We start from the raw sequence: 25,537 nt of genomic DNA, 5'->3' as shown, positions 1-25,537 counted from the left end.
ACGTTCCAGCCTCGCCCGCGACGGGCCGACGCGCATCTCGGTCGGCCCCCGCGGAGCCAGACTCCCGCAGGCCCTAGCCGTCCAGCAGGGCCTCGCGCCCCTGGGCGCGGTAGTGGTCCAGCAGCTCCGCCCGGTCCGCCTCGCCCAGCGCCCGGTACGCCGCCCCGCAGGGGCCCGAGCGGGGTGGCGACCACCACACCGGGTCGGCGCAGGCGAAGCCCTCGCGCCGCAGCGCCGCCCGGTGGATCTTGTTGGTCGCGGTGACCGGCATGCGGGGCACGATCCGGACGAAACGCGGGGCCATCTTCGTACCGAGGTCCGGCTGGGCGGCCAGGAAGGCCGCGAAGGCGGCCGGGTCGAAGTCCGAGCCGTCGTGCGGCGCGAGCGCGGCCATCACCTGGTCGCCTGAGACGGGATCGGGCACCGCGTACACGGCCACCGCCGCGGCGGCGCCGTAACGGGCGAGGATGTTCTCGATGAGGGCGGCGGCGAGATTCTCGCCGTCGACCCGGAGCCGGTCATCGGTCCGGCCGGCGAAGTGGAAATACCCCTCGGGGTCGCGGAAGAACAGGTCGCCGGTCCAGAACCAGCCGCTACGGGTGCGCTCCGCGACCGCGGAGTCGTTCTTCCAGTAGCCCTCGAAGCGGCTGCGGCCCCGGTTGACGAGCTCGCCTATCGCCTCGTCGCCGTTGAGCAGCCGCCCGGTGCCGCCGTCCAGGACCGCTCGGGCCCGCTCCTGCCCGGTCGACGGGTCGACCACCGCGAGGTCCGCGCCGGGGGCGGCGCGCCCGACCGCGCCGGGCGGGGTGCCGGGGGAGCGCTGGATCGCGGCGCCGCCCTCGGAAGAGCCGTAGCCCTCGGTGAGGCGGACCCCGAAGCGCGCGGCGAAGCGCTCGGCGTCCACCGCGCCCGCCTCGGTGCCGAAGCCGTGGCGCAGGGTGTGCTCGCGGTCGTCGGGGCGCTCGGGGGTGGCCAGCAGGTACTGGACGGCGCGGCCGACGTAGGTGAAGTACGTCGCCCCGTAGGCCCGTATGTCGGGCAGGAATCCGGACGCCGTGAAGCCGCGCCGCAGCGCCACCGCCGCGCCGCAGGCCAGGGCGGGGGCCCAGTTGGCCATGACGGCGTTGCCGTGGAAGAGCGGCATGCAGATGTAGTGCACATCGCCGGGGCCCAGGCCGAACTGCGCGGCGATCGAGCGCCCGGCGTTCGCGAGCCGCCCCTGCGAGACGATCACGGCCTTGGGGGCGCCGGTCGAGCCGGAGGTGAAGTACAGCAGCAGGCGCGTGCCGGGGCCCACGCCTGCTGCTGCACGCGGCTCGCAGCCCTCGTACGGTGCGACAAGCGCCTCGTACGCCGGATCGTCGACGACGAGGACGCGCTCCGGCGGCAGACCGAGGTCCAGTCCTGCCAGCAGCGGGAGATACGCCCGCTCGGTCACCAGCAGCACGCACTCGGTGTGGGTGATGTCGCGGGCCAGCTCGGGGCCGCGCCGCGTGGGATTGACACCGACGACCGTCGCCCCGGCCAGGGCGGCCGCGCCCAGCCACAGCGGATACTCCGGGACGTTGGCCAGCAGCAGCCCGATGTGCGGCTCGCGGCCGGCGGGGAGCAGATCGGCCAGGAGCGCGGCACGGGCGGCCGCCGCGGCGGCCGCCCGGTGATGGCTGAGCACGAGGTCCCCGTGCATCAGGCCGGGACGGTCATCGCCCCGGCGCGACAGCACGAGTTCGGCGACGGTCTCCATGCCGCCGAACGATAACTGACGCAGTGTCAGATGTCAGGACTGCTGCTGTGCCGCTTCGCTGACCGACTTGCGGACCTCGTCCATGTCCAGCGCGCGGGCCTGCTCGATCACGCTCTCCAGCGCCGGCTCGGGCAGCGCGCCCGGCTGGGCGAAGACGGCGACACGGTCGCGCACGATCATGAGCGTCGGGATCGACTGAATTTCGAAGGCGGCGGCCAGCTCGGGCTGGGCCTCCGTGTCCACCTTCGCGAAGACGAGGTCCTCGTGGCGCTCGGAGGCCGCGTCGTACACCGGGGCGAACATCCGGCACGGGCCGCACCAGGACGCCCAGAAATCGATCAGTACGAATTCATTGTCCGACACAACCTCGTCGAAGTTGTCCTTGGTGAGCTCAACGGTGCTCATACGTCCCTTACCTGCTTCCAGGCCCGGCTCTCGGATGCCCACTGGCGGGAACGAAAGCTACCGGTGGGGTATTCCGGACGCCCCAGGTTCTACGGGACCACCGTGACCGGCCAGCGCCCCGCCTTGACCAGGCGGACGGCCACCGAGCCGACGATGCGGTGCCCGGCCTGCTCGGAGGCGCCGACGACCACGGCGTCGGCCTTGAGCTCGTCGGCCGCCTTGGCCAGCCCGCCGAAGGGGTCACCGGGAAAGGTGTGGAACTCCCACCGGAGCTGGAAGATGCCCTCGACCTGCTTGACGGCGCGGCGGATCTCGTCGACGAGCTGCTCGGCGATCTCGCCGGTGGTCTCGGCGACCGGTGCGCCGAAGGCCGCTCCGGCGGTGATCAGCGGCTGTATGTAGACGATGGCGAGCAGTGCGTTCTGACGCCTGGCCAGGCCGGCGGCGTAGGACACCGCCCGCCAGGACGAGTCCGAACCGTCAACCCCCGTCACGATCACCTTGGGGCCGTCCGTACCGCGTTCGAACTGCGCGGGCGTTCTGTCCTTGTCCACCACGTACTGAGGTTATCGCCTGGCCAGGGCCCTGCGGCACCCCCGGTGCCTCAGGCGTGACCGCTCGCCTGGGGCGCAGCGCGGTCGCGGTGAGGGCGGCCGCCAGCAGCATCAGCGCGGTGCCGGTGGCGAAGGCCAGGTGGTAGCCGCCGGTGAGCGCGGCCGCGGTGTTCTCGCCGGTGCCCAGCAGCCGGTCGGTGCGGGAGGCGGCCAGGGTGCTGAGGACGGCGAGGCCGAGTGCGCCGCCGACCTGCTGGGTGGTGTTGGCCAGGCCGGAGACGAGCCCGGAGTCGCCGGGGGTCGCGTCCGACATGGCCAGGGTGGTGATGGTGGGCAGGGCCAGGCCGGCCCCGGCGCCGAGCAGCACCAGGGCGGGCAGTACGTGGGCGCCGTAACTGCCGTGCGCCGGCAGCTGGGTGAGGAGCACGAAGCCGGCGGCGAGCAGGAGCAGGCCGGCAGCGAGCACGGTCCGCGGACCGAAGCGCGCGATGAGCCGGGCGGCGAGGAAGAGCGAGGTGAGTCCGATCGAGGTGGTGATCGGCAGGAAGGCGATTCCGGTGCCGATGGCGTCGTAGCCCAGCACCCGCTGCAGATACAGCGCGACCAGGAACTGGAAGCCGAACATGGGGGCCACCATGACGAACTGGACGAGATTCGCCCCCGAGACGTTCCGTGAGCGGAATATCCGCAACGGGAGCAACGGGTGCGCGGCCCGGGCCTGGCGCAGGACGAACGCAGCCAGCAGGGCGGCCGAGACCGCGCCGAGGCCGAGGGTGTGGGCCGAACCCCAGCCCCGGTCGGCGGCCTTGACGATGGTGTAGACGCCGAGCATGAGGGCGGCAGTGACCAGGACCGCGCCGATCACGTCGGCACCCTGACGAGGCCCGGCGCCGTGGTCGGGGCTGAGCACCCGACCCGCGAGGACGGCCGCGGCGACGCCGATCGGGAGGTTGACGAAGAAGATCCAGTGCCAGCTGATGGCCTGGGTCAGCACCCCGCCGGCGATGACCCCGATCGACGCGCCGGCGGAGCCGACGAAGCTGTAGACGGCGATCGCCCTGGACCGCTCGCGCGGTTCCGTGAAGATCGCGACGATCATGCCGAGCGTCACCGCCGACGCCATCGCGCCGCCGACCCCCTGCAGGAAGCGGGCGGCGATGAGCGTGCCGGGATTCGCCGACACCCCGCACAGCAGCGACGCCGCCGTGAAGAGCGCGAGCCCGGCGACGAAGACGCGCTTGCGCCCGATGAGGTCGCCGAGCCGCCCGGCCAGCAGGAGCAGCCCGCCGAAGGCGATCAGGTAGGCGTTGACGACCCAGGTCAGGCTCGCCTGGGAGAAGCCGAGATCGCTCTGGATGGACGGCAGGGCCACATTCACGATGGTCCCGTCCAGGATCACCATGAGGGTGCCCGCGCAGAGCACGAGCAGAGCCGGCCAGCGTGAACTGCCGGACGGGGTTTCGGGGACGTGCTGGGACATCGGGTCGCCTCCTGGTCGCTGAAGTGCCAGGAAGGACGCTAGCAGATAGTTTTGTTCGGGACTATCTGTTTCCGATCGAGTCCGGGAGTCACTTTCGGGCCTGCCGCGGCCGCCGCACCGGCCGCTCGCACTCCACCGGCTCCGCGAGGTGCCCGCCGACCAGCCGGGTGAGCGCGGAGGTGAAGACCTTCCGCTCGTCCTCCGGCAGTGCGCCGAGCACGTCGTTGTGGACGTGGTCGACGATCTCCTGGCCCGCCTCGACGGCCTTGCGGCCGGCCGCGGTGACCCGGATGATCCGCGCCCGGCGGTCGGTCGGCGACGGTACGCGCTCCGCCAGACCGGCCTTCTCCAGCTCGTCGACGGTCACCACCATCGTGGTCTTGTCCAGTCGGGACTGCTCCGCCACCTGTGCCTGGGTGAGCCCGCCCGGCATTGCGTGGGCGAGTACGCAGAATCCCCGCGACGAGATGTCCAGCTCGCTGCCAAGTGCCGCCGTCGTCTGCGTGGTCAGTACGTGGGCGGCGTGCTGCAGCAGTCCCGTGAGGTCCGGGGCGGTCGGTGTCTGTGCCTGCGCCTGTGCGGTGGTCATGGGGCGACCGTAACAAAAAAAGGTTCACTACGGGACTATTCGCGAGCGGAACGATTGTCGCGCCCGGTCATGGCGGAGGCAGAGGCAAAGGCAGCGGCTGCGGGGGCTTCGGCCCGTCGTAGTGCCCGACGGGGCGCATCCGCAGGGGGTGCTCCTCGTACTCTTCCAGCGCGTGCGCGATCCATCCGGCGGTGCGGGCGACGGCGAAGACCGTTTCGCCGGCCTCGGCGGGCATCCCGGCCGAGACGGAGAGCACGGCGAGGGCGAGGTCGACGTTGGCGTGCAGCGGGACGTGCCGCGCGGTGGTCTCCACGACGTCGCGGGCGGCGCCGAGGGCGGGCGCGGCGGCGGGGATGCCGTCGAGAAGCCGGAAGAGTGCCTGGGCGCGCGGGTCCTCGCCCGGGTAGAGACGGTGGCCCAGGCCCGGCACGCGGCGGCCGGTGCGCAACTGGTCGGCGACGACCGGGGCCGCGCTGCCGCGCTGGAGGACGTCGGTGAGGAAGCGGTGGGCGAGCCCGCTGGCGGCCCCGTGGAGAGGGCCTTCGAGGGTGCCGAGGCCCGCCGAGACCACGGCGTAGGGGTGGGCGCGAGCGGACGCGGCGACCCGGACGGCGAGGGTGGAGGCGGCCAGGTCGTGGTCGATGAGCAGCACGAGAGCGGTGTCCAGCGCGCGCAGTGACGCATCGTCGGGCGACCGGTCGGTCAGCCGCGACCACAGGCGCCGGGCCAGCGCTCCTTCCTCCGCGTCCGGGTCCCCCGCCTCCGTGCCCCCGGCGGGCGGCAGCGCGTCGACCAGCGTGGGGATCAGGGCCCGCGCCGAGCCGAGCACCGCCTCCGGTGACAGGTCGAAGCGCAGCGGGTCGGCGGCCGCGGCCGCGATGGCCGCCACGCGCAGCCGGTCCACCGGTCCGCTGTGCGCGGGCAGGGCGCCGACCGCCCGCCGGGCGGCCGAGAGGGTCTCCCGCGGCGCCGTGAAGCGCGTACCGGGGCGCAGCACGCCGGTCCACAACCACTCGGCGGCTTCCTCGTAGCCGTAGCGCTGGGCGAGCGCGGTCGCGTCGACGCCGCGGAAGTAGTACCGGCCCTTGTCGATGAAGGTGATGCCGGTGCGGATGGCGCCCACGCCGGGGGCGCCGGGGGTGCCGGTGGTGGTGGGCGTGGCGTCGGAGGCGGGGCGCCGGTGGCGGCGGGCCAGCGCGTCGACCTCCTGCGCGTCGAAGGTGCTGCCCCGGCCGCCGGCCGCGCGGCGGCTGGTCAGCAGCCCGCGGCTGACATACGCGTAGACCGTCTCCGGCTTGACGCCGAGCCGCTCGGCCGCCTCGCGCGTGCTCAGTCCCGCTGGTTCCGTCATGACCTCATCCCATCACATGTTGATTCAATCAATATTGACATAGATCCAGTCAATCATCGACAGTCGGATCAACGTCAATCGAGGAGAATCTCAATGATCGTGTCAAGCCGTCTGCGTGACCGGCGGGGCGGAGGTGAACAGCCTCTTGTCACGCAGCATCGCCCAGAGCACGTCGACCCGGCGGCGGGCGAGCGAGAGCAGGGCCTGGGTGTGCAGAAGGCCCTCGGATCGCTTTTTGAGGTAGTAGTCCCGGGAGGGCCCGGGTCGCATCATCGCGGTCTGCGCCGACATGTAGAAGATGTGTCGCAGGCGCCGGTGGTAACGCTTGGGCCGGTGGTAGTTGCCGGTGCGGCGGCCGGAGTCCCGGGCGACCGGGGCCAGGCCGGCGTGGGAGGCGAGGCGGCCAGCGTCCTTGTAGCCGCCCAGGTCGCCGACGATGGCGACGAACTCGGCGCCCAGGATGGGGCCCATGCCGGGCATGGACTCGATGATCTCGGCACGGTCGTCGGTGCGGAAGGTCTCGCGGATCTCCCGGTCGTTGTCCTTGATCCGCTCGTCCAGCGCCAGGAGCTGGTGGGCGAGGTCGCAGACCAGCTTGGCGGCACGTTTCTCGCCGGGCAGCGCGGTCATCTGGGACTGGGCAGCCTCCACGGCGTTGGCGGCGACGACGTCGGCGCCGCGGACCTTGCGCCGCTCCAGCCAGGTCGTCAGCCGCTTGACGCCGATGCGCCGCAGAGCGGCCGGGGTCTGGTACTCGGTGAGCATGACGACGGGGCCTTTGGCCGCGGAGTAGTCGAAGGCCCGCTCCAGGGCGGGGCAGATGCCCACCAGCAGGTCACGCAGCCTGTTGATCAGCCGGACCCGGTCGGTGATCAGGTCGGCGCGGTACTTCGTCAGCAACTGGAGGGTGGAGACCAGCTCGGGCGGAGTGTCCAGCGGAGCGAAGTCCCGGCGCATGCGGGCCTGATCAGCGATGACCCTCGCGTCCTTGGCATCCGTCTTCCCCTCGCCCCGGTAGGCCCCGGACATGCGGTTGACCGTCCGGCCGGGCACGTAGACGACCTGCTGGTCATGGGCGATCAGCAGAGCCAGCAGCAGCGTGGACGCGCGGCCGGAGATGTCCACCGCCCACCGCACCTCGTCGGCCTTCTCCTTGGCCGTTTCGATGAGCGTCAGGATCTGCGCTTCATCGTTGATCACCTTTGTCGAGAACAGCGTCTCCCCGTCGGCATCCACCGCCACCGCCCAGTGATGCCCCTTGCCCGCATCGATGCCGACCCATATCCGTGCGTGAAACGTGCTCAAGCCCGTCCCTCCGTTCCACCGTGACCAGAACTTTCACGGCCCGCAGAACACTCCGCCGACAGGTCCCTAACCAGCGATGACCGCAGTTCTCAATCAGTGGTCGGAGCGTCCCGGAGGACCGGGCGGCCATTCTCCTTGAGCCATCAACGGCAACCCAGCATCAGCCACACCCGGTCCTCCTGGACCGCCAACATTCTTAGGGAAACCAGCATGTCGATCACCGATGTACCGCGCGGTCTCAAGGGCGTCGTCGTCACCGAGACGGAAATCGGCGACGTCCGGGGCGGCGAGGGCTTTTACCACTACCGGCAGTACTCGGCCGTCGAGCTGGCGCAGACCCGCACCTTCGAGGACGTCTGGCACCTGATGTTCGACGGCACCCTTCCTGACGCCGCCGCGCGCGCGGAGTTCACCGCCCGCACCACCGCGCTGCGCCACCTGTCCGACGACGTGCGCGACGCGCTCCCCGCCATCGCCCGCTCCTGCGCGCTCAGCGGCCCCCTCGCAGGCCTGCGCACCGCGCTGTCCCTGCTCGGCGCGTCCGCCGGATTCCGCCCGCTCTACGACATCGACCCCGCCCGCCGCCGCGAGGACGCGCTCGCCGCCTGCGCCGCCGTACCGACGCTGCTCACCGCCCTGCACCGGCTCGGCCAGGGCCTGTCGCCGGTCGAGCCGCGCGACGACCTGCCGTACGCCGCCAACTACCTCTACATGCTCACCGGCGAGGAGCCCGACCCCGTACGCGCCCGGGCTGTGGAGCGCTACCTCATCTCCACCGTCGACCACGGCTTCAACGCCTCCACCTTCACCGCCCGCGTCATCACCTCGACCGGCGCCGACCTCGCCGCCTGCCTCGTCGGCGCCGTCGGCGCCCTCTCCGGCCCCCTCCACGGCGGCGCCCCCAGCCGCGCCCTCGACACCCTCGACGCCATCGGCACCCCTGACCGCATCGACTCCTGGATCCGCGACAGTGTCCTCGCCGGCGACCGCATCATGGGCTTCGGCCACCCCGTCTACACCACCGAGGACCCCCGCTCCCGCATGCTCAAGGCGATCGCCCGCGACTTCGGCGGCCCCCTCGTCGACTTCGCCGTCCAGGTCGAGGAGCGCGTCGAGGCGATCCTCGCCGAGCTCAAGCCGGGCCGTGAGCTGCACATCAACGTCGAGTTCTACGCGGGCGTGGTGATGGAACTCTGCGGCCTGCCCCGGGAGATGTTCACTCCGACGTTCGCTTGTGCGCGGGTGGTGGGGTGGAGCGCGAATGTGCTGGAGCAGGCGGAGGACAGCAAGATCATTCGCCCGTCGGCCCGTTATGTGGGCCCGCCTGCGCCGCAGCCGGTGCCGGTGGTGTGAGTGGTTGGGGGTCGGGTGGGCCGGGCGGGGTGTCGTGGGGGTACGGGGGGTCGCTCCCCGGGGGATCGCAGTACGCCGACGTTCGCTTGTGCGCGGGTGGTGGGGTGGAGCGCGAATGTGCTGGAGCAGGCGGAGGACAGCAAGATCATTCGCCCGTCGGCCCGTTATGTGGGCCCGCCTGCGCCGCAGCCGGTGCCGGTGGTGTGAGTGGTTGGGGGTCGGGTGGGCCGGGCGGGGTGTCGTGGGGGTACGGGGGGTCGCTCCCCGGGGGATCGCAGTACGCCGACGTTCGCTTGTGCGCGGGTGGTGGGGTGGAGTGCGAATGTGCTGGAGCAGGCGGAGGACAGCAAGATCATTCGCCCGTCGGCCCGTTATGTGGGCCCGGCCGCCCCGCAGCAGGTGCCGGCCGCCGGTTGACGGGGGTGGAGGGGACGAGGACGGGCTCGGCGGTGCGGCGGGAGCCGGACCAGGCGGCGGGGACGGCGTCGATGTCGTAGGCGAGGCGGTGGGCGAGGGCCTCGTAGTTGACACGCCAGCCGCGGAAGTCGGGCCAGGCCTCCTCGGGGGTGCGCTCCATGGGGTAGCCCTGCTCGGCCATGCGGGCGACGCCCTGGAGGAACTCCTCGTAGGTGATCCGGACGGGGCTGTCGGGGGAGGGGTCGCGGTCGTAGGCGACGCGGCGGATGTCGGCCAGGTCGCGCAGGCAGACGAAGCCGGCGCGCAGCGCCATACGGATCTCGGCCTGGGGGCGGCCGGGATTGAGGGCGAGCCGCAGGGCGCCGGCGTCGAGGACGGCGAGGAGGGCGACGAGCCAGTTGCGGTCGGCGCGGGGGGAGCGGAAGTGGATGAGGATCGGGTAGGAGGTGTGGCTCTCGCTGACCTCGGCGCTCCAGCGCTCCCAGTTGTGGAAGAGCTCGGTGAGCCGGTCGAGCAGGCCGACCTGGGCGTAGCGGGCGAGGATCTCCGGACCCCAGGGCGGGCTGCCGGTCCGTGCCTGGAGGAGGGTGACCTCGGTCTCGCGGCGCGCGTACGCACCGTAGATGGTGGGGAGGTAGCCGACCTGCAGGCCGATGATGATGGGCCCGGTGGCGGCGGCGCAGAAGTCGATGACGGTCAGGTCGACGTGGTGGCTGCTGGCGAAGCCGAGGGTGAACAGCGAGGAGCCGGCCTCGCGGGCGGCGTCCACCGGCCGCAGGTCGCTGACGGCGCCCTGGAGCAGTGCGTAGCCGATCAGGAAGGCCAGCAGCCAGCACACCAGCGTCGCCAGGATGGACAGCGGCGCGACCGGGCCGAGCACTCGGTCCTTGCCCTCGGCCGTCGGGCACAGGTCGGCCGCGGTCTGGAAGACCCGCCGGACCACCGACTGGACGACCCGGGTGAAGCCGGAGGTGGTCGGCCGGGGGATGACCAGCGTGCGCAGGACGGACGAGAAGGTGCCGGCGACGATCAGGGCGCCGAGCACGCCGAGCAGCACGCGCATGTCACAGCACCCGGCGGCGCACCAGCGCGGCCAGCACCAGCACACCGGGCAGCAGCGGCAGCCATACGGTGACGATGCGGTACGCCAGCACCGCGGAGGTGGCCGCGACCGCCGTCGCCCCCGCCGTGACCAGCGCGAGCCCCAGGGCGACGTCGAGCGAGCCCAGCCCGCCGGGGGTCGGGAGCAGCGCGGCGGCCGCGCTGCCCGCCAGATACGCGACCGCCACATGCGCAGGCGGCACAGGGGCGTGCAGCGCTTGTACGACCGCGACCAGCACCATCGCGTGCATCACCGGGAAGGCCAGCGAGCCCGCCCAGAGCGTCGCTGCGCGTGCCGAGCAGCCGTGCACCTCGCGCACATCGGTCACCACGGCGCCCAGGAAGGTGCGCAGCGCCGTACGCAGCCGCCGGACCCCGGCGAGTCCCGCCACGACCGCGCACAGCAGCACGGCGCCCGCTATGACCAGCGAGTCGTCGGGCCGCGCGGTCCCGGCCGGCACGACGCGGTGCATGTGCAGCGCGTGCGGGAAGGCCACCAGCAGGGCCAGCAGCAGCGTGACCCGCACCACCGCGCCCGCGAGGGCCCGGACCGCGAGCGCGGCGGCCGACCGCCTGGGCGAGAGGCCGCAGCGGACCAGGAAGCGCAGATTGACCGCGTTGCCGCCGACGCCCGCCGGCAGGATGTGGTTCGCCGCCGACGCCGCGAACTGCGCGAGCAGCAACCGCCGGCGCGGCAGCTGCTCGATCACCGCGCCCTGCTGTGCGGCCGCCGCGCAGACCCAGGTCAGCACTGCCGCGCCGGCCGCCATGAGCAGCCATTCCCGGTCCGCCGAGCCCAGCTGGTCGGTGCCGGAGTCCACCATCGGCCAGCGCCAGCAGACCAGCGCGACGACCATCAGCAGAGGGACCACACCGCATATCTGACGGACAGGGAGCCGACGCCACATTCGTTTTCACCCTTCGGGTCCCCGTCCAAAGAACTACGCCCGACCATACGTGGCGGGCCGCACGGACGCTCAACCGGAGACCGGCAGTTGGGTTAAGCGTCACAGTTCCAGCAGGCTGCCCTCGCCGTCTATGCCGTCGGCACTGGCGTCGTCGAACCAGACGTCGCCGGTGGCCAGGTAGCGGAAGCGGTGGACGCCGGACGGCAGGATGACCGAGACCGTACGGGTGCCGTCGCGGCGCGGTACGAGGGCGTGGCGGCCGGGCTGCCAGTCGTTGAAGTCGCCGACGACGCTGACGGTGCCGGGCGGCTGGCCGGCGGGGAGGGCGAAGGTGACGCGGGTCTTCCTGCCGAAGAGCTTGGTGCGCCTGAGCATGGTCACTCCCTGTGCTCGATAGGAGATGCAGAGTCACATTCTTCCGGTCCGGCGGCGGATGTCACATACCGACTGGTCGGTGTTGACGCTAGCGTGTCCCCGTACACGCAAACGATGGAGGGAGTCGCGGTGCGCGCGATCCAGATCACCGAGTTCGGCGGGCCGGAAGTGCTGCGGCAGGCGGAGCTGCCCGAGCCGGTGGCAGGGCCGGGGCAGGTACTGGTGGAGGTCACGTCGGCGGGCATCAACTACGCCGACACCCACATGGTGGAGAACTCCTACCTGTCCAAGGCGGCCCTTCCGCTCGTCCCGGGCGGCGAGGTCGTCGGCCGCACGCCCGACGGGCGCCGGGTCGTCGCCCTCACCGACAACGGCGGCTACGCCGAGCGGGCCGCCGTACAGGAGTACATGGCCCACGAGGTCCCCGACGGCGTCACCGACGGCCAGGCGCTCGCCCTGGTCGTCCAGGGACTGACCGCCTGGCACCTGCTGCGCACCTCCGCCCGGATCGCGCAGGGCGAGTCCGTGGTCGTGCACGCGGCGGCCGGCGGCACCGGTTCGCTCGCCGTGCAGCTCGCCAAGGCCTTCGGGGCGGGCCGGGTGATCGCCACCGCCTCCTCCAAGGACAAGCGCGACCTCGCCCTGGAACTGGGCGCCGACATCGCGGTCGAGGCGGACGGCGAGGGCCTGAAGGAGCGTCTGGTCGAGGCGAACGGCGGCAAGAAGGTCGACATCGTCCTGGAGATGACCGGCGGACCGGTCTTCGACGCCTCCCTCGCCGCCCTGGCGCCCTTCGGACGCCTGGTCACCTACGGCCTCGCCTCCCGCGTCCCGCCCACCCCCGTGCAGGCCGCGCAACTCATGGGCCGCTCCCGCGCCGTGATCGGCTTCTGGCTGATGCACACCATCGGCCGTCCGGGCATGTACCGCGAGCCGATGGCCGAGCTGCTCGCCATGACGGCGGACGGGGGGCTGAAGCCGCAGGTCGGCGGCGTCTATCCGCTCTCGGAGGTGGCCCGGGCGCACGAGGATCTGCGGGCCCGCCGCACTTACGGCAAGTTGATCCTCGACGTGTCACGCTGATCGTCGCAGGCGGCTCGTCGCCTGCCCTGTCGCGGAGGCACAATCGACAGCGACAGGGGTGCACGGCGAGCCGCACCGAGCAGCACCCAGGCGCCCGCAGGAAACCGGGAGGGGCCATGGCCACGGACAGGACCCGATTCGCCCCAGACCGGGGACTCACGACCCGTATGACGGTCACGATGTTCATGATCGGGCTGCTCTACGTGGTCTTCGTCGGCGGCCTGCTCGCCCTGCTCCGCGGGGCCTGGCCGCTCATCCTGCTCATCGCCGGCGGCCTGTTCATCGCCCAGTTCTGGTTCAGCGACCGCATCGCCGCCTTCAGCATGGGCGCCCGCGAGGTCACCCCGGAGGAGGCGCCCGAGCTGCACGGCGTCGTCGACCGGATCTGCGCACTCGCCGACATGCCCAAGCCCAAGGTCGCCATCGCCGACAGCGACGTGCCCAACGCCTTCGCCACCGGCCGCAGCCAGAAGGCGGCCGTGGTCTGCGCCACCACCGGGCTGCTGCGCCGCCTGGAGCCGGACGAGCTGGAGGGCGTCCTGGCCCACGAGCTGTCGCACGTGGCGCACAAGGACGTCGCCGTGATGACCATTGCCTCCTTCCTCGGTGTCCTGGCCGGGCTGATCACCCGGATCGGCCTGTGGGGCGGCTTCGGACGCGGCGGCCGCGACCAGAACGCGCAACTCGTCGCGATCCTCATCCCGCTGGTCAGCGCGGTCGTCTACGCGATCAGCTTCCTGCTCACCCGGATGCTGTCCCGCTACCGCGAGCTGTCCGCCGACCGCTCCGCCGCGCTGCTCACCGGCCGCCCCTCCTCCCTGGCCTCGGCGCTCACCAAGGTCACCGGCCAGATGGCCAAGATCCCCACCAGGGACCTGCGCAAGGCCGAGCCCTTCAACGCCTTCTACTTCGCCCCGGCCTTCTCCTCCGGCGAGTCCCTGTCCAAGCTGCTGTCCACCCACCCCACGCTGGAACAGCGCCTCGAACAGCTCGGGCGGATCAGCGTCGAACTGGGCCGCCGCTGATGGGCCTGCTCGATGTGATCCTCGGCCGCAGCAAGCCCGTCAAGCCCGACCTCGACCAGCTCTTCGGGCTGCCCTCGGCCGCGGTCACCCTTGAGGCCGCCGCCGGATTCAGGCCCACCGGGCTCGGCTCGGTGTGCTTCGCCGCCGTCGAGGGCGGCGCCTTCGCGGAGGTCCAGCAGGACGTACGGGCCCTGCTCGACATGGACACGGCCGAGGGCGGCGCGCCGGTGGAGTCCAGCCGGGACGCGTACGGCTACACCTGGCTGCTCCTGCGCCATGCCCCCGACGACCTGACCTCCCTGGTCACCGACCTGCACGCGGTGAACTCCGGGCTGGAGAGCCAGGGCTTCGGGCCGCAGTTGCTGTGCTCGCTCGCCGGTTTCCGGGACGCGGACGGCCGCCCGCTCGCCCTGGTCTACCTCTACAAGCGCGGCGCCTTCTACCCGTTCGCGCCCCGGCCGGGGGAGGGCGAGAAGCGGGACAACGCGCTGGAGCTGCAGATCAAGGCGATGATCGGCAACGACCTGCGGGTCGAGGAGGACCTGTCCCGCTGGTTCCCGGTCTGGGGCGCGCCCGGGCTGTGAGGGCCGGGCGCGCCCCGGAGCGGGCGTGCGGGGGTCAGGACGAGAACACCCCGATCGCGTTCGGCACGGGCCGCTCCGCGCCGCCCGACGGATGGTTGCGTACGGTGACATGCGCGGCGCCCGCCCTGCGCGACACCAGGGTCGAGGAGCCGCCGCCGTCGAGGTCGACGGCGCCGGTCGCACCGATGTCGCTCATGAGGGAGGCGAGTTCGCGGACCGTCAGCCCGGCGCCGGTCTCGGTGTTGCCGTCCAGAGCCAGCAGATACAGCGTCCGGCCCGCGTCGCCGAAGCCCGCCGACGTGCGGGTGGCCGCCGTGGTGTCGTTGAGGCCGGCGAGCGGGCTGCCGTCGCGCAGGATGGGAAAGCCGCCGATCGCGAAACGGTAGGGCGTCCGGCTCCCGGTGGCGACCAGGGACGTGCTGACCGAGACCCGGTCGCCGACCTCCAGCTGGCGCAGGTCGTCCGCGCCCGCCTCGCGGCCGACCAGGACGACCGCCCCGGCCGGGATCGCGCCCCGGCCGGGGGTGGTGGCCACCCGGGACACCTTCCCCGCCCGCACCGTCACCTCGTACGTGTCGCCGCTGCACGCCGCCGCCCGATCGGTGTCGGTGCCGCAGATCGCCCGCACCCGTGAGGCCGTGCCCCAGGCGGGGGTGTAGGCGCCGACGCCGCCGACCGGGATGGCGTACTGGTTGAACCCGCGCAGCCGCAGCGTGCCCAGATCGGACGCCACGGTGCCGCTGAGGGTGAGCCGGTCGAGCCGCGCGGTCCGGTCGGTCCCGACGCCCAGCACGTCCTCGGTGGTGGTGCCGGGCGGCAGCGAGGGACCGAAGCGCTGGCCGTTCGGCACGGCGGCCTTCAGCTGCTCCCCGGAGGCGATCGCCGGGCCTACGGCGGCGCCGGTCGCCGCCACGCCGGGGTGCTGGGTCTCGGTCATGTCGAAGAAGTCCCCGTTGACCGCGCCCTGCGCGCCCCGCGCGTCGGCCAGCCGGGAGACCGGCAGGCGGGCCGCGACCGCGCCCGGCGTGAGCAGGTCCACGGAGACATGGCTGCTGCGCAGGTCGACCGTCAGCAGATGGCCGTGCGCCTGTCCGTGCGACGCGGCGAAGGTGAACTCCCGGTACTGCACCCCCGGCGCGAGCGCCGCCGCCCGGCTGTCGTAGCGCAGCGCCGCCGCCTCGGCGGTTCCCGTGCCCGCACCCCCGACCAGGGCGCCCCACGCGAGCAGTACCGTCAGTGCCGTGCGCGCCGCGCCGCGGTGGTGCCGGGTCACATGTTCCCCCAGATTCGACGATGAGTTGACGGAGCATCAATCATCGGCGGCGGTCGTGCGACAGGCCTGGCGCCACGCCGTTTCCAGCCCCGCGGTCGCACGGTGAACAGATGACTGATTACGACGAGAACACGGTGAAGCCCAGCGCGAGCGCTTGGGTGGCGTCCCACCGGAGGAGTACGTCCGGGACATCCCGGTGGCGCGGCTGAGCCGCGCCGGCGGCGGTACGCGGCAAAGTGCACGTAAACAACCGGGTTGTCCCATCCCTGGAGGGGTCCCGCGACGTACGCTCGCCATATGGCGGAAGCGGCGGTGGCGGTGAGCGGCCTGCGCAAGACCTACGCGGAGGTCGAGGCGGTCCGGGGGATCGACTTCGAGGTGGCGGCGGGGGAGACCTTCGGTTTTCTCGGTCCGAACGGCGCGGGCAAGTCCACGACGATCGGCATGCTGTGCACGCTGGTCACCCCGACCGGCGGCTCCGCGACGGTGGCCGGCCACGATGTCGTACGCGACCGGGGGACCGTACGCCGCAACATCGGCCTGGTCTTCCAGGACACCACCCTCGACGGCTATCTCAGCGCCGAGCAGAATCTGCGCTTCCACGCCGAGCTGTACGGGGTCCCGCGCGCCGTCCTGGGCCCGCGGATGGACCGGGTGCTGGAGATGGTGAACCTCGCCGACCGCCGCAAGGGCAAGGTGATGACCTTCTCCGGCGGGATGAAGCGCCGGCTGGAGATCGCCCGCGGCCTGCTGCACTCGCCGCGCGTGCTGTTCCTGGACGAGCCGACGGTGGGCCTGGACCCGCAGACCCGCAGCTCGATCTGGGAGTACATCGACGAGCTGAAGCGCACCGAGGACATCACGATCTTCATGACCACTCACTACATGGACGAAGCCGAGTACTGCGACCGCATCGCGATCATCGACCACGGGACGATCGTGGCGATCGACACTCCCGAGGCGCTCAAGGCCAGCGTGGGCGAGGACCGGGTGCGGGTGACGACGGCCGACGACGCCGCCGCGGCGACGGCGCTGCGGGAGCGCTTCGGGATCGAGGGGCGAGTCAGCGAGGGCCAGCTGACCTTCCATGTGGCCTCGGGGGAACAGTTCGTCCCCAAACTGTTCGACGGGCTGAATGTTCCGATCAGATCGGTCAGCGTCTCCCGTCCCTCCCTGGACGACGTCTTCATGGCCTACACCGGCAAGACCATCCGGGACGCGGAGTCCGCCGGCGGCGGTGACGCCTTCATGCGGGCCATGATGGCCAGGGGGAGGCGATGACCATGGAGGCGGTCGTCGCCGATGTCGTCGCGGTCGCCGTTCCGCGCGGCGGCTTCAGCAGCGGGATCAGGGCGGTGCGGATCGTCTGGCACCGCGAGCTGCTGCGCTTCTGGAGCGACCGGCTCCGGATCGTCACCGCGCTGATCCAGCCGCTGCTGTTCGTCTTCGTCCTCGGCACCGGGCTGGGCTCGCTCACCAGGGGTGTGCCCGGGGTGGACTTCAAGACCTTCGTCTACCCGGGCGCCCTGGCCATGTCGGTGCTGTTCACGGCCGTGTTCTCGGCCGGATCCATCGTCTGGGACCGGGAGTTCGGCTTTCTGCGGGAGATGCTGGTGGCCCCGGTCAGCCGGACCGCCATCGTCATCGGCAAGTGCCTCGGCGGGGCGACGACGGCCACCGCGCAGGGCGTGGTCGTGCTCGCACTGGCCGGGCCGGTCGGGGTGCCGTACGACCCGCTGCTGATGCTGAAGCTGCTCGGCATGATGGCGCTGCTCGCCTTCACCCTCACGGCCTTCGGCGTGATGATGGCGGCCAGGATCGCCACCTTCCAGGGCTTCATGGGGCTGACCCAGATGCTGCTGATGCCGCTGTTCTTCACCTCCGGCGCGATGTTCCCGCTCTCCGGCCTGCCCGCGTGGCTGACCTGGGTGACCCGGCTCAACCCGCTGACGTACGCCGTCGATCCCATCCGCCGTACGGTTTTCGATCACCTCGACATCACCGCCGCGGCGCGGGCCGCCTACGCGCCGGGCGTCAGCTGGGGGAGCTACCACGTGGCGGTCTGGCTGGAGCTGATGATCGTGGCGGCGGTGGGGCTGCTCATGCTGGGCGTGGCGAGCCTGGAGTTCCGTCAGGCGGAATGAAGCCGATAGCGCCGGGGCAGTGCGAAGCCGCGCTCGGCGAGGATCGCGCGCAGCCGGTCGGGATAGTCCGTGATGAGACCGTCGACCCCGTCATCGATCAGCTTGTTGACGGTCGGGGCGTCGTCGACGGTCCACGGGATCACCTTCAGGCCGAGCCCGTGCGCCTCGTCGACCATCTGCCGGGTGACATACGGAACGTAGCCGGGGTCGGTGACCTTGCCGTTCTGCGGGAAGCCGTGGACGGGCGAATAGGCGCTCGCACCGAAGGACTTGACGGCCTTGAGCGGGTCTCCGCCGAAGTCGTCGATGTCGATGCCGCCGAGCCACGGGGAGGCCCCGGGCAGGCCGGTCTGCAGGAAGTCGTGGTTGTCGAGGGCGACCAGCGGCAGCCTGGGCTCGACCTCGTGCATGCGGATCAGCGAACCCCAGTCGAAGCTCTGGACCGTGACCTGACGGATCATGTGCGCGCGGCGTATCTCGCGGGCGGTCACCTGGACGAACTGCTCGCGCGGCGCGGTCTCGCTGGGCGCCCCGGCCTCGACCTTGGTTTCCACATTGAGCTTGACGTCGTGCGCCCGGTACCGCTTCACGAGGCCGAACACCTCGCTGAGCAGCGGCATCCGGGCGCCGGGGGCGGGCACCTGCTCGGGGAAGTCCGTGAGGGTGAGGGTCCCGCAGTCCAGGGTGCGGACCTGGGCGAAAGTCAGGGTGTTCACGTACTTGCCGACGTAGGGATACTGCGGATCGCCGACGAAGGCGGGGCCGGTGTCGAGGCACTTGCGGCCGTCGACCTTGCGGTCGTGGGTGACGACGGCCTGGCCGTCCTTGGTGATCTGCACATCGAGTTCCAGCGTGCTGACCCCGGTCTCCAGGCCGTTGGCGAAGGAGGCGAGAGTGCTCTCGGGACGCAGGCCGAGTCCGCCACGATGGGCCTGCAGGTCGAATGCCCTGTGCTTCGCGGGCTGGTCGGAGGCTTCAGCGGGAGCTGTGGCCATGAGTCCGAGCGTAGTGCAGGCGACAGCCGTTGCGGTCAGAACGGTTCGTAAGCGGATCATCTGGGGGCAACCCTTCCCGATCGGTCCCGTCACGAGGGTCCGGGCGTCGGACCCGGGCAACAGCATCGGGCGGCTGGGCTGCGCGGGGATGGTGCCGGGGTGAGCGGCGGGCGAAGCCGAGGTGTCAGCCTGCGGCCTCGGCTTCGTCGGCCTCCGCCTCCAGCTGCCGCACCCGCTCCGAGTCGTCGATGCGCGGGCAGGTCAGGCAGGCCTCGGCCGGCCGGATCGCGTAGAACAGGCAGCAGCCGGTTCTGGTCCGGACGGGGTACGAACGGCCGGAAGGGCCCCGCAGGGTGCGGAATCGCGGTCCGTCGGGCACCAGGGCCGCCGCCTCGCGCATCGTCTGTGCCTCCTGGCCGATGGTGCGGCCGAGGTAGCAGAGCGCCGAGACGAGATCGTCGGCGGCCATGCCCCGCAGCGCGTGCGGGCCGCGCCTGATCTCGGGCCGGAAGGCGGTGAGCAGGGGATCCACGAACTCGTCGAACGCCCGGCGGAGTCCGTCCGGCGAGCCCGGCTCGCCGGGCGGGGAGGCGAAGCCGTCGGGGGAGACGGTGAAGCCGCCCCCGACGGGCTCGAACCACAGTCGTTCGGGCCGGAGTACGGGTATTCGGCCCTCCAGGTACCAGGGGCCGGCGAACAGCAGCCCGACGGTCCACAGGTAGTCGTGCAGCACACGCGAGGCGGCCACGTGGCGGCGCGCGACGTGCCCGTATTCGGCCAGGATCCGGGCGGCCTCGCCGTCGACGGCGGCGCGCAGGGCCTCGGGCCGGGTGGCCAACTCGGTTGCGTCCCACCATGTCCCGCCGAAGGTGCCGAAGGAGTCGGCGGGGTGTCTGTCGTCCGTGACCTCCACGGCCAGGGCGTCGCACAGTCCGGCGAGTCGCCGGTAGGCGTCGGCGGCCGGGGTGGGCACAGCGAGCATGGTGCTCCGATCAACTCGCGGGAATCAGCAGGTAGTTAAGGTGAGGCTAACCTTATATATATGCCCGGAGGAAGCAACTTGACACTGCAAGGTATGGCAACCCTAAGTTGATCTCGTGTCAAACCCCCGCAGGCGCCTGTATCTCATCGCGCTGAATCCCACCGACTCGGTCACCGAGGGCTTCCTCCCGGCCGCCGTCCGGCTCGGCCTCGATGTCACCGTCCTGACCGAGCCCGGCTACGCCACCGCCCACCGGCGGGCGTACGAGGCCGAGGGACTGGAGTGCGAAGTCCTGGACTGCGAAGTCCGGGACTTCCGGGAGGTGATCGGCCTGATCTCCCGGCATCAGGCCCCGGACGCGGTCTTCTCCAACAGCGACCACCTCCAGACCCAGACCGCCCTGGCCGCCGGCTACTTCGGCCTGCCCGCCAAGGAGTGGAGAGCCGCCCTGCGCACGAAGAACAAGGCGCAGATGCGCCGCCACCTCGCCGCCACCGGCGCGGATCCCGTCTGGTCCGTCGAGCTCGCCCCGGACCAGGACCCCGCCGACCTGACCGCGCGGGGTGTGCCCTGGCCAGTGGTCGTCAAGCCCCGTGAGGGCGTGGCCAGCGAGGACGTCGTACTGGTGGCGGACACCGCCGGACTGCTGCGGCACTGCGCCGGAATACGCGCCCGCCGGCCGGGAGCCGCCCTGGTCGTCGAGGAGTTCCTCGAAGGGGAGCTCCACACCCTGGAAACCCTCGGCGACGGCGACCTGCTGCACGTCCTCGGAGGCTTCCGCACCGAGCTGTCCGACCCGCCGTACTTCATCGAGGAGCGGCTCGACTTCGTGCCCGTCCACGACCCCGTTGTGACCGGTGCGCTGCTCGACCGGCTCAAGGCCCTGGGGGTGGGCCTCGGCGCCTGCCACACCGAATTCGTGCTCCAGGCCGACGGACGCCCGCGCATCATCGAGGTCAACTACCGTGCCATCGGCGACCAGTGCGACCTGCTGCTCGCCGAACTCCTCGGCATCCCCTACTTCGAAACCGTCCTGCGCACGCACCTGGGCGAGCCGCTCCCCGCGGACCTCGGCGCGCGCACCGACGGCCGCGCCCGGCTCGACTACCCCCTGGCCGACCGCCCCGGGACCCTGACCGCCGCGCCCGGAGCGCAGGAACTCGTCATCGGCGATGTCCGTCTGACGTACCGACCGCTGCGCGGCATCGGCGAGCGGCACGAGCTCCACCACACCAACCGGGACTTCCTCGGTGTGGTCCGCGCCACCGGAACCGACCAGGAACGCGTCAACCGAGCCGTAGCGAACTTCATCGCGGCCCAGCACTGGGAGATCACACCGTGACGACGACCGCCGAGGAGCAACTGCTCCTGCGCGTGCTCAGTGCCCTGCTCCGCGAGGACGCCGTGGGCCTGCGCACCCGCAGCACACCCCTGCGCCGCCCCGACGGACTCTGGCTGCGGCTGCCCCGGCCCGCCGGTGGGGCGCTGCTGCTGCCGGTCGCCGAGGACGGCTTCCAGTGCGAGTACGCCGCCCGTCGGCCCTTCCTGGAACGCGAGCCGGACGGAGCCCTGATCGCCGGTCTCGACCGCGTCATCGGCGCCCTCGCGGAACTCGCCGGCCCCGAGGACCGGGACGGCTACGCCGAATTCGCCGACGAGTGCCGCCAGGCGCTGGCCTGCATGCGCATGCAGGCCGAAGCCGCGGGGCCGGTACGCGACCGGCTGGCGGACGCGTACGGCGACGACCCGGCGGACTGGACCGGCCATGCCGCGTCGCTGGCCTTCGACACGCTCGCGGCCTACCAGGACCACCCCGTCTACCCGGCATCGCGCGGCCGGGCCGCGCTCGACGAGGCCCAACTGCGGGGCCATGCACCGGAATTCCACCCGTCGTTCGAACTGCGCTGGGCAGCCGTGCCGCTGGCCGACCTCACGCCGCGCGCCGTCCCGGCCCTCCCCGGCCCATGGCCCACCCCCGGCGCCCTCGGCCTGCCGGAGCTGGACGGCAGCCACATCGCCCTGCCCGTCCACCCTCTCGCCTTCGGCCATCTCCCCGAACGGGCCGTCCGCGCCGGACCCGCCCGGCTCACCGTCGTACCGACCCTGTCGATGCGCACCGTCGCTCTCGCCGACGCCCCGTCGCTGCACCTCAAGCTCCCGCTGCCCACCGCCACCCTCGGCCTGCGCAACCGGCGCACCATCAAGGCGGGCGTGCTGGAGGACGGGGCCACCACCCAGCGGCTCCTGCAGACCGTCATCGACCGCGAACCGCGCTTCGCCGGCCGCATCCTGCACGCCGACGAACAGCGCCACCTCCACGCCGGCCACGAACTCCTCGCCGTGCTCTGCCGCCGACTTCCGCCGGGCCTGGACGACGCCGTCATCGTGCCCCTGGCGGCACTGCTCGCCGAAGGACCGGACGGCCGGCGCGTGCTCGACCGGCTCGCGGACCGCTTCTACGGCGGCGACGTACCCGCCCTGTTCGACGACTGGCTGACGCCGCTCATCGACTGGCAGACCACCCTGTTCACCTATGGCATCGCCCTGGAATCGCACCAGCAGAACATCTCGCTGGTACTCGACCGCCCGGCCGGCCGGACCCGGGTGCGCCTGCTGTTCAAGGACAACGACGGCCCCCGCATCAACGCGCGCCGCCTGAAGGACACCCTCGGCGATGTCCCGGACTACGCCGACCCGCGCACCTTCACCGACGGGGACGGACCGCTCGCCGACCTCTTCACCACCATCACCGTGCACCTGTGCGCGGGAGCCTTCGCCTTCGCCCTGCCCGAGCACCGCGACCGGCTCCTCGCCCTCGTACGCGACCGCATCGACGCCCTGGCCGGCCCGGGGCTGCGCGCGCGTGTCCTGGAGACCGAACGCCTGCCCGTCAAGGCGATGGTCACGGCGGGCACGCTGCTCACCAAGGAGCGATCGGGGGCGTCGGACATCAACAAGCACTACACCACCGGGCCCAACTATCTGAGGCTCCCGCAGGGGGCGCGCGCATGAGCACCACAGCGCCCACCGGGCTCCCCACCGCCGGCCACGCCGTCGCGCACACCCTCCTCAACTGCCTGCTGCGTGAGGTGTGCGGGCCCGAACACCGCACCGCCGTCACCGACGGGCACCTGCTGCTGCGGCTGCCGGCGACCGGGACGCTGCTGCGCGTGGCCCTGCGCCGCACCTCCCTCACCGGGGCCCACCGCTTCACCGGGCCCGTGTTCGAGGAGCGGCACGGCGGCTGGACCGAGCTGGGCCGGGAACGGCTCGCGATGCGCGTGCACGCGGAACTGACCGCGCGCACCGGTGTCGCCAATGACGAGTTCCTGGAGCAGCTCGCCTCCAGCCACGAGGGTGTCGCGGCCGCCCTCGACCGGCCCGCCGCGCCACCGGATTCCGGCTACCTGGAGTCCGAACAGGCCCTGGTCTTCGGCCACCGCTTCCACCCCACGCCCAAGGCCCGCACCGGCGGCCGGGACGCCTGGTCCGCGTACGCGCCCGAGGCCCGCGCCGCCTTCCCGCTCCGTCATCTCGCCGTGCGGGCCGGGCTGCTCGCGCAGGACAGCTCCGAGCCCTGGGCGCCGGACGCGCTCGACCGGCTGCGCCCGGTGCCCGACGGATACCGGCTGCTGCCCGCCCACCCCTGGCAGTACGAACTGCTGAGCGGCCACCCCCGGCTGCGCGCCGCCCTCGCGGCCGGGGACATCCTCGATCTCGGTACCGGCGGCTCGCTCTACACGCCAACCTCGTCGGTGCGCACGCTGTACGGGGACGGGATGTTCCTCAAATTCAGCCTCAACGTCCGCATCACCAACTGCCTGCGCAAGAACGCCGCGTACGAACTGACCGGCGCCGTCGCCCTCACCCGGGCCCTGGCACCGGTCCTGGAGCGGCTCGCCGGGCGCTTCCCCGGCCACGCTGTGCTGCGCGAACCGGCCTACCGCAGCGTCGGGCTCGGCAACGATCTGCTCGAAGGCCTGGGGGTGATCGTCCGCGAGGGGCCCGCCCGTCACCTCCCGCCGGGGGTGACGCCGCTGCTCGCCGCCGCGGTCGCCGACGAGTACCCGACCTGCTCCGCGCACATCTCACGGCTGCTGGAGGGCGCCGGGCCGCAGGCCGCCCTTCAGTGGTGGTCGGCGTATCTCCGGCTGGTGGTGCCGCCGGTGCTGGCGGCGTACTTCGACCACGGGGTGGTGCTCGAACCCCATCTGCAGAATGTGCTGATCGGGGTGGACACCGACGGCTTCCCGGTCCGGGTGCTCTTCCGCGACATGGAGGGCGCCAAGCTGCTGCCCGAGCGCCATGCCGGGCTGCTCGCGTCGCTGCCCGCCGACGTGGCCCGGCCGATGACCTACGACGCCCGGCGCGGCTGGGACCGGGTGGTCTACTGCCTGTTCGTCAACCACCTGGCCGAGCTGGCCGCCGCCATCGCCGACCTGCACCCGCAGCTCGAACCCGCCCTGTGGGGCCGGGTCCACCGGACCCTGCGCGACCACGCCTCCGAGAACGGCTGCCCGCCCGGCCTGCGCGCCCTGCTCGACGGCGCCCCGCTGCCCGCCAAGGCCAACCTCCTCACCCGCTGGCGCCGCCAGGCCGACCGCAGCAGCGGGTACGTCCCCATCCCCTCGCCGCTGTCCTGGAAGGACGCATGATCACCGTCCCGGTCCGCGACCGCATCGCCGGGCTCACCGCCGACGACCTGCCCGCCTACCTCTACGACCTCGCCGCGCTGCGCGCGCATGCCGCCTCCGTACGGGCCGCGCTGCCTGCGCGCGTCGAGCTCTACTACGCGGCAAAGGCCAACCCCGAGCCGCCGGTCCTCGCGGCGCTGAGCGGCATCGTCACCGGCTACGAGGTCTCCTCCGGCGGCGAACTGGCCCATGCGCGTGCGGCCGTGCCCGGAGCGCCGCTGGCCTTCGGCGCTCCCGGGAAGACCCCCGCCGAGATCGCCACGGCGCTGCGGCTGGGCGTGGAGCGCTTCCACGTGGAGAGCGAGCACGAGCTGCGGCTGCTGGGTGCGCTCGCCGCCCGGCTCGCCCCGGAGCGGACCGTGGACGTGCTGCTGCGGGTGAACATCCCGGTCGCCCCGGAGGCGCTGGACGGCGTCGCTCTGGCGATGGGCGGCCGCCCGACCCCGTTCGGCATCGACCCGGCGGACATCGGCGGCTGCCTGCGTGTCCTCGATGGCCCGGACTGCGCCGCGCTGCGCCTGCGGGGCATCCACGCCCACCTCGCCAGCGGCCTTGACGCGGCCGCCCAGCTGGCGGTGGCCGGGCAGATCACGGACTGGGCGGCCGGCCTGTCCGCGCGGCACCGGATCCCGCTGCCCGAGGTCAACGTCGGCGGCGGTATGGCCGTCGACTACGCCGACCCGGCCGCCCGCTTCGACTGGGCGGCCTTCGGCGCCGGCCTGGCCGGGATCCTGGACCGGCACCCCGGCCTGACCCTGCGCATCGAGCCGGGCCGGGCCCTGACGGCGTACTGCGGCTGGTACGCGACCGAGGTGCTGGACGTGAAGCGCAGCCACGGCGAGGACTTCGCCGTGCTGCGCGGCGGCACCCACCACCTGCGCACCCCAGCGGCAAAGCAGCACGACCAGCCCTTCGCCGTACTGCCCACCGAGGACTGGCCGCACCCGTGGCCCCGGCCCGGCGTGCGGGACGCGAGGATCACCCTGGCCGGACAGCTGTGCACGCCCAAGGACCTGCTGGCACGGCATGCGCGGGTGGCGCGGCTGCGGGCCGGGGACCGGGTGGTCTTCGCGATGGCGGGGGCCTACGCGTGGAACATCTCGCATCACGACTTCCTGATGCACCCCCGCCCGGGGTTCCACTACCTGTGACCGACGGGCCGTGCCGGACAGGCC

Annotated in this window: 23 protein-coding genes and 2 pseudogenes; 12 read left to right on the top strand and 13 right to left on the bottom strand. The window is 72.2% G+C overall.

Features of this window, described 5'->3' with window-relative positions:
- Positions 1-73: 73 nt before the first annotated feature.
- The 7 genes from OG607_RS04515 to OG607_RS04485 all read right to left on the bottom strand — a co-directional run bounded on the left by OG607_RS04515 (position 74) and on the right by OG607_RS04485 (position 7,428).
- A complete protein-coding gene (locus OG607_RS04515) occupies positions 74-1,744 on the bottom strand; it encodes an AMP-binding protein (protein ID WP_405719044.1) in 1,671 nt (556 codons plus the stop codon).
- A gap of 33 nt (positions 1,745-1,777) precedes the next feature.
- The gene (gene trxA, locus OG607_RS04510; protein WP_405719042.1) at positions 1,778-2,149 is read right to left on the bottom strand and encodes a thioredoxin; all 372 of its coding nucleotides are present in this window, start codon (positions 2,147-2,149) and stop codon (positions 1,778-1,780) included.
- An 89-nt stretch (positions 2,150-2,238) separates the two neighbouring features.
- Entirely contained in the window at positions 2,239-2,703 is a 465-nt protein-coding gene (locus tag OG607_RS04505) for a universal stress protein (RefSeq protein WP_405736548.1), read from the bottom strand.
- Entirely contained in the window at positions 2,630-4,183 is a 1,554-nt protein-coding gene (locus OG607_RS04500) for a DHA2 family efflux MFS transporter permease subunit (protein WP_405719039.1), read from the bottom strand. Before OG607_RS04500 ends, OG607_RS04505 begins: the two co-directional genes overlap by 74 nt.
- Before the next feature lie 88 nt (positions 4,184-4,271).
- Positions 4,272-4,772 carry a MarR family winged helix-turn-helix transcriptional regulator gene (locus tag OG607_RS04495; RefSeq protein ID WP_405719037.1) on the bottom strand — a complete coding sequence of 167 codons (501 nt, stop codon included), beginning with the start codon at positions 4,770-4,772 and terminating at the stop codon, positions 4,272-4,274.
- A gap of 67 nt (positions 4,773-4,839) precedes the next feature.
- Complete coding sequence (locus tag OG607_RS04490; protein WP_405719035.1) at positions 4,840-6,123, bottom strand: citrate/2-methylcitrate synthase; 1,284 nt, start codon at positions 6,121-6,123, stop codon at positions 4,840-4,842.
- Between the two features lie 102 nt (positions 6,124-6,225).
- Positions 6,226-7,428 (bottom strand): IS110 family transposase, encoded by a 1,203-nt coding sequence (locus tag OG607_RS04485; RefSeq protein WP_405719032.1) that lies wholly within the window; start codon positions 7,426-7,428, stop codon positions 6,226-6,228.
- A 210-nt stretch (positions 7,429-7,638) separates the two neighbouring features.
- Between OG607_RS04485 and OG607_RS04480 the strand changes: the two genes are divergently transcribed.
- The 3 genes and pseudogenes from OG607_RS04480 to OG607_RS04470 form a co-directional block, all read left to right on the top strand.
- A complete protein-coding gene (locus OG607_RS04480) occupies positions 7,639-8,781 on the top strand; it encodes a citrate synthase (RefSeq protein ID WP_405719030.1) in 1,143 nt (380 codons plus the stop codon).
- Between the two features lie 57 nt (positions 8,782-8,838).
- Positions 8,839-8,988, top strand: a pseudogene (locus OG607_RS04475) (citrate/2-methylcitrate synthase); the annotation flags it as partial.
- A gap of 57 nt (positions 8,989-9,045) precedes the next feature.
- A pseudogene (locus OG607_RS04470) lies at positions 9,046-9,198 on the top strand (citrate/2-methylcitrate synthase); the annotation flags it as partial.
- Here OG607_RS04470 and OG607_RS04465 read toward each other — a convergent pair.
- The 3 genes from OG607_RS04465 to OG607_RS04455 all read right to left on the bottom strand — a co-directional run bounded on the left by OG607_RS04465 (position 9,134) and on the right by OG607_RS04455 (position 11,582).
- Positions 9,134-10,261: a hypothetical protein gene (locus OG607_RS04465; protein WP_405719028.1), complete on the bottom strand. Its 1,128-nt coding sequence runs from the start codon at positions 10,259-10,261 to the stop codon at positions 9,134-9,136. The pseudogene OG607_RS04470 and the gene OG607_RS04465 sit on opposite strands and share 65 nt — an antisense overlap.
- 1 nt (position 10,262) lies before the next feature.
- The gene (locus tag OG607_RS04460; RefSeq protein WP_405719026.1) at positions 10,263-11,171 is read right to left on the bottom strand and encodes a YbhN family protein; all 909 of its coding nucleotides are present in this window, start codon (positions 11,169-11,171) and stop codon (positions 10,263-10,265) included.
- Positions 11,172-11,306: 135 nt separating this feature from the next.
- Positions 11,307-11,582, bottom strand: a complete 276-nt coding sequence (locus OG607_RS04455; RefSeq protein WP_405719023.1) for an isoamylase early set domain-containing protein — start codon at positions 11,580-11,582, stop codon at positions 11,307-11,309.
- A 129-nt stretch (positions 11,583-11,711) separates the two neighbouring features.
- Here OG607_RS04455 and OG607_RS04450 point away from each other — a divergent pair, with 129 nt between their 5' ends.
- The 3 genes from OG607_RS04450 to OG607_RS04440 all read left to right on the top strand — a co-directional run bounded on the left by OG607_RS04450 (position 11,712) and on the right by OG607_RS04440 (position 14,274).
- Positions 11,712-12,665 carry a zinc-binding alcohol dehydrogenase family protein gene (locus OG607_RS04450; RefSeq protein ID WP_405719020.1) on the top strand — a complete coding sequence of 318 codons (954 nt, stop codon included), beginning with the start codon at positions 11,712-11,714 and terminating at the stop codon, positions 12,663-12,665.
- Positions 12,666-12,781: 116 nt separating this feature from the next.
- Positions 12,782-13,690 carry a zinc metalloprotease HtpX gene (htpX, locus tag OG607_RS04445; protein WP_405719017.1) on the top strand — a complete coding sequence of 303 codons (909 nt, stop codon included), beginning with the start codon at positions 12,782-12,784 and terminating at the stop codon, positions 13,688-13,690.
- The gene (locus OG607_RS04440) at positions 13,690-14,274 is read left to right on the top strand and encodes a hypothetical protein (RefSeq protein WP_405719014.1); all 585 of its coding nucleotides are present in this window, start codon (positions 13,690-13,692) and stop codon (positions 14,272-14,274) included. Before htpX ends, OG607_RS04440 begins: the two co-directional genes overlap by 1 nt.
- Positions 14,275-14,308: 34 nt before the next feature.
- Here the strand turns inward: OG607_RS04440 and OG607_RS04435 are convergent, their stop codons facing one another.
- Positions 14,309-15,547: a phosphodiester glycosidase family protein gene (locus tag OG607_RS04435; RefSeq protein WP_405719012.1), complete on the bottom strand. Its 1,239-nt coding sequence runs from the start codon at positions 15,545-15,547 to the stop codon at positions 14,309-14,311.
- 297 nt (positions 15,548-15,844) lie between these two features.
- On the opposite strand from OG607_RS04435, the gene OG607_RS04430 reads away from it, so the two are divergent.
- On the top strand, positions 15,845-16,828 hold the full coding sequence (locus tag OG607_RS04430; RefSeq protein ID WP_405719009.1) for an ATP-binding cassette domain-containing protein: 984 nt from the start codon (positions 15,845-15,847) through the stop codon (positions 16,826-16,828).
- On the top strand, positions 16,825-17,691 hold the full coding sequence (locus OG607_RS04425; RefSeq protein WP_405719007.1) for an ABC transporter permease: 867 nt from the start codon (positions 16,825-16,827) through the stop codon (positions 17,689-17,691). Before OG607_RS04430 ends, OG607_RS04425 begins: the two co-directional genes overlap by 4 nt.
- Here the strand turns inward: OG607_RS04425 and OG607_RS04420 are convergent.
- Both OG607_RS04420 and OG607_RS04415 read right to left on the bottom strand, forming a co-directional pair.
- On the bottom strand, positions 17,679-18,686 hold the full coding sequence (locus OG607_RS04420; protein ID WP_405719005.1) for a glycerophosphodiester phosphodiesterase family protein: 1,008 nt from the start codon (positions 18,684-18,686) through the stop codon (positions 17,679-17,681). The two genes, OG607_RS04425 and OG607_RS04420, sit on opposite strands and share 13 nt — an antisense overlap.
- 184 nt (positions 18,687-18,870) lie before the next feature.
- On the bottom strand, positions 18,871-19,668 hold the full coding sequence (locus OG607_RS04415; RefSeq protein ID WP_405719003.1) for a (2Fe-2S)-binding protein: 798 nt from the start codon (positions 19,666-19,668) through the stop codon (positions 18,871-18,873).
- A 115-nt stretch (positions 19,669-19,783) separates the two neighbouring features.
- On the opposite strand from OG607_RS04415, the gene OG607_RS04410 reads away from it, so the two are divergent.
- From OG607_RS04410 to OG607_RS04395, 4 genes are read left to right on the top strand one after another with little or no spacing between them, the layout of a single operon-like run.
- Positions 19,784-21,010, top strand: a complete 1,227-nt coding sequence (locus OG607_RS04410) for an acetyl-CoA carboxylase biotin carboxylase subunit family protein (RefSeq protein WP_405719000.1) — start codon at positions 19,784-19,786, stop codon at positions 21,008-21,010.
- On the top strand, positions 21,007-22,680 hold the full coding sequence (locus OG607_RS04405; protein WP_405718997.1) for an IucA/IucC family protein: 1,674 nt from the start codon (positions 21,007-21,009) through the stop codon (positions 22,678-22,680). Before OG607_RS04410 ends, OG607_RS04405 begins: the two co-directional genes overlap by 4 nt.
- Complete coding sequence (locus tag OG607_RS04400; protein ID WP_405718994.1) at positions 22,677-24,323, top strand: IucA/IucC family protein; 1,647 nt, start codon at positions 22,677-22,679, stop codon at positions 24,321-24,323. The genes OG607_RS04405 and OG607_RS04400 overlap by 4 nt, the downstream gene beginning before the upstream one ends.
- Entirely contained in the window at positions 24,320-25,513 is a 1,194-nt protein-coding gene (locus OG607_RS04395) for a type III PLP-dependent enzyme (RefSeq protein ID WP_405718992.1), read from the top strand. The genes OG607_RS04400 and OG607_RS04395 overlap by 4 nt, the downstream gene beginning before the upstream one ends.
- Positions 25,514-25,537: the final 24 nt, after the last annotated feature.

The organism is Streptomyces sp. NBC_01537 (assembly GCF_045040445.1).
Classification (GTDB): domain Bacteria; phylum Actinomycetota; class Actinomycetes; order Streptomycetales; family Streptomycetaceae; genus Actinacidiphila.
The sequence above is the reverse complement of the archived record's forward strand: the minus strand, read 5'-3'. Positions and strand labels throughout refer to the sequence as shown.

Excerpts from the sequence above, each read along its gene's own strand:
- OG607_RS04455 (WP_405719023.1), bottom strand. The coding sequence starts at position 11,582 with ATGCTCAGGCGCACCAAGCTCTTCGGCAGGAAGACCCGCGTCACCTTC.
- OG607_RS04515 (WP_405719044.1), bottom strand. The coding sequence starts at position 1,744 with ATGGAGACCGTCGCCGAACTCGTGCTGTCGCGCCGGGGCGATGACCGT.
- OG607_RS04430 (WP_405719009.1), top strand. The coding sequence starts at position 15,845 with ATGGCGGAAGCGGCGGTGGCGGTGAGCGGCCTGCGCAAGACCTACGCG.
- OG607_RS04425 (WP_405719007.1), top strand. The coding sequence starts at position 16,825 with ATGACCATGGAGGCGGTCGTCGCCGATGTCGTCGCGGTCGCCGTTCCG.
- OG607_RS04395 (WP_405718992.1), top strand. The coding sequence starts at position 24,320 with ATGATCACCGTCCCGGTCCGCGACCGCATCGCCGGGCTCACCGCCGAC.
- OG607_RS04480 (WP_405719030.1), top strand. The coding sequence starts at position 7,639 with ATGTCGATCACCGATGTACCGCGCGGTCTCAAGGGCGTCGTCGTCACC.
- OG607_RS04400 (WP_405718994.1), top strand. The coding sequence starts at position 22,677 with ATGAGCACCACAGCGCCCACCGGGCTCCCCACCGCCGGCCACGCCGTC.
- OG607_RS04440 (WP_405719014.1), top strand. The coding sequence starts at position 13,690 with ATGGGCCTGCTCGATGTGATCCTCGGCCGCAGCAAGCCCGTCAAGCCC.
- OG607_RS04415 (WP_405719003.1), bottom strand. The coding sequence starts at position 19,668 with ATGCTCGCTGTGCCCACCCCGGCCGCCGACGCCTACCGGCGACTCGCC.
- OG607_RS04490 (WP_405719035.1), bottom strand. The coding sequence starts at position 6,123 with ATGACGGAACCAGCGGGACTGAGCACGCGCGAGGCGGCCGAGCGGCTC.
- OG607_RS04495 (WP_405719037.1), bottom strand. The coding sequence starts at position 4,772 with ATGACCACCGCACAGGCGCAGGCACAGACACCGACCGCCCCGGACCTC.
- trxA (WP_405719042.1), bottom strand. The coding sequence starts at position 2,149 with ATGAGCACCGTTGAGCTCACCAAGGACAACTTCGACGAGGTTGTGTCG.
- OG607_RS04420 (WP_405719005.1), bottom strand. The coding sequence starts at position 18,686 with ATGGCCACAGCTCCCGCTGAAGCCTCCGACCAGCCCGCGAAGCACAGG.
- OG607_RS04465 (WP_405719028.1), bottom strand. The coding sequence starts at position 10,261 with ATGCGCGTGCTGCTCGGCGTGCTCGGCGCCCTGATCGTCGCCGGCACC.
- OG607_RS04500 (WP_405719039.1), bottom strand. The coding sequence starts at position 4,183 with ATGTCCCAGCACGTCCCCGAAACCCCGTCCGGCAGTTCACGCTGGCCG.
- htpX (WP_405719017.1), top strand. The coding sequence starts at position 12,782 with ATGGCCACGGACAGGACCCGATTCGCCCCAGACCGGGGACTCACGACC.